This window comes from Bradyrhizobium oropedii, assembly GCF_020889685.1.
Lineage (GTDB): Bacteria > Pseudomonadota > Alphaproteobacteria > Rhizobiales > Xanthobacteraceae > Bradyrhizobium > Bradyrhizobium oropedii.
The window spans coordinates 1-2,079 of record NZ_JACMYO010000390.1 but is presented as its reverse complement, the minus strand read 5'-3'; the positions used below and the strand labels follow the sequence as shown (position 1 = coordinate 2,079).

General features: G+C 67.4%; 1 pseudogene. It reads right to left on the bottom strand.

The window, feature by feature from the left end:
• Nucleotides 1-2,070 (bottom strand): annotated as a pseudogene (locus H8A95_RS42705) (condensation domain-containing protein); the annotation flags it as partial.
• Nucleotides 2,071-2,079 lie beyond the last annotated feature (9 nt).

Sequence of the window (2,079 nt, the reverse complement as noted above, 5' to 3'; positions counted from 1 at the left end):
CACCTCGGGGCCGAGTGCTGCGCGTCCGGCGGCATCGCAAAGCAGCAGCCGCGGCGCGGCATCGTCAACAACCTGCTGCAGCCGCTCGCTGGGATAGGCTGGGTCCAGCGGCAGATAGGCACCGCCCGCCTTGAGGATCGCCAAAAGGCCGACCACCATCGCCAGGCTGCGTTCCAGGCAGATCGCCACCAGCTGGTCCGGCTTGACCCCTAGCTCGATGAGATGATGCGCCAGCCGGTTGGCCCGTGCGTTGAGCTCACCATAGCTCAGCCGCTCGTCTTCGCAGATCAGCGCCACCGCCTCCGGCGTCTTTTGCACCTGCGCCTCGAACAGCTCATGGATGCATCGTTCCGACGGATAAGGCGCCGCCGTCCGGTTCAACTCCTCCAGCAAATAGCTGCGCTCCTCGGCCGGCAGGATGTCGAGCTCGCGCACCGGCGTGTTGGGGGCATGCTCCAGCGCCTCCGCCAGTTGCTCGAGCGCCCGCTGCATGTAGCCGCAGACCCGATCCGCAGAGATAGGCTCCGCCACCTGCACCGTCAGGCCTAGCGCCTCGCCAAAATCCTCCACCGACAGGGTCAGCGGATAGTTGGTGCGTTCCTCCCCGCCCAACCATTCCATACCCGACAGGACATCATCCGTCCCAGAGCCGGGGAGAGCCACCGGCGTGTTGTGACGGTAGTTCAACAACGCGCTGAACAGCGGCGCCGGCGCCGCAACGCCGCTGCAGCGTTGCGCCAGCGCCAGCGAGGCATGCTCGTGCGCCAGCAGCTCGGAAAGCCGTGCATGCGTGCTCCGCACGCTTGCCGCGACCCCGGTTCCGTCCAGGTCAAGCCGCACAGGCAGGGTGTTGATGAACAGGCCCATTGCGCGGTCGGTGCCCACACCCGCATGCATGCGGCCGAACAGCACCGTGCCAAACACCACCTGCTCTCGCCCGCTGCTGCGCGCCACCACCTGGCCCCAGGCCAGATGGCAAAGGCTGGCCACGCTTACCCCTAGCCGCCGCGCCTGTTCCCGCAGCCGCTCGTTGAGCGAATGCGGCAGCGTCCGCCGCGCCTCGTCCACCCCGGTGCCGTCACCGCGCACTTCGCTCAGCCCAAACGGGATGGTCGGCTCGTCGATGTCGGCCAGCATCCCCCGGAAGAACTCTTCGTGCGCTTCCGCACTCACGCCCAGCCGCGTCTGCACGACCAGATTGCGGAACGGCTGCGGCGCTGACAACTCATGCCCGCGTCCCTCCAGCACGGCGCGCACCTCGGCATGCATCACTTCCAGCGTCGTGTGATCGCCGATCAAATGGTGCTGCAGCTCCAGCAGCAGCCAGCGCCCGCCGCCGGACTCGCGCGCTATCACAAACCGCAACAAGGGCGGCCGGCCAACGTCGATGCGCTGCCGGCGCGGATCAAACCGGCGCCGGAGCTCATCGGCGCCGGAACTTTCACAGCCATCCAGCTCGACCTCGCTCACCTCCAGCGACGCACGACGCCACACCACCTGGGCCGGGCTCGACAGTCCCTCCCAGACAAAGGCCGTGCGCAGGATGTCGTGCCGATCCACCACCTGCTGAACCGCACCAAGGTAACGCTCCAACAGGTCACGCTCGGCAAACGCCACCTGCGACACCATCAGGTAGGGATCGCCCCGGCTGGCTAGCAGATGATGGAACAGGATGCCGTCTTGCAGCGGCGACAAGCCGTAAATCTCCTGGATGTTGCCGACGCCGCCGGGCACCGTGGCGACGATCCGATCGATCTCCGGCTGGGCCAGCTCGATCAGCGGCAGCATCTGCGGCGTGATCGCCGTACTCTGCTCGGTGATCAGGCTGGCAGGCACCGCCACCTCATGAGGACGGCCAAGGCTTGCGGCAAGATCGGCCAGCACTGGCGTGGCGAACAAGGTGCGTACCTCCACTCCGAGCGACAGCCGCCGCAGCCGCTCCAGCACCTGCACGGCCAGCAGCGAGTGACCGCCGAGCTCGAAGAAGTTGTCGTGGCGTCCGACCCGCTCGACCCCGAGAAGCTCGGCCCAGATCTCTGCCAGCGCCGTCTCGATCGCGCCGCGCGGCGCTCATAGGCT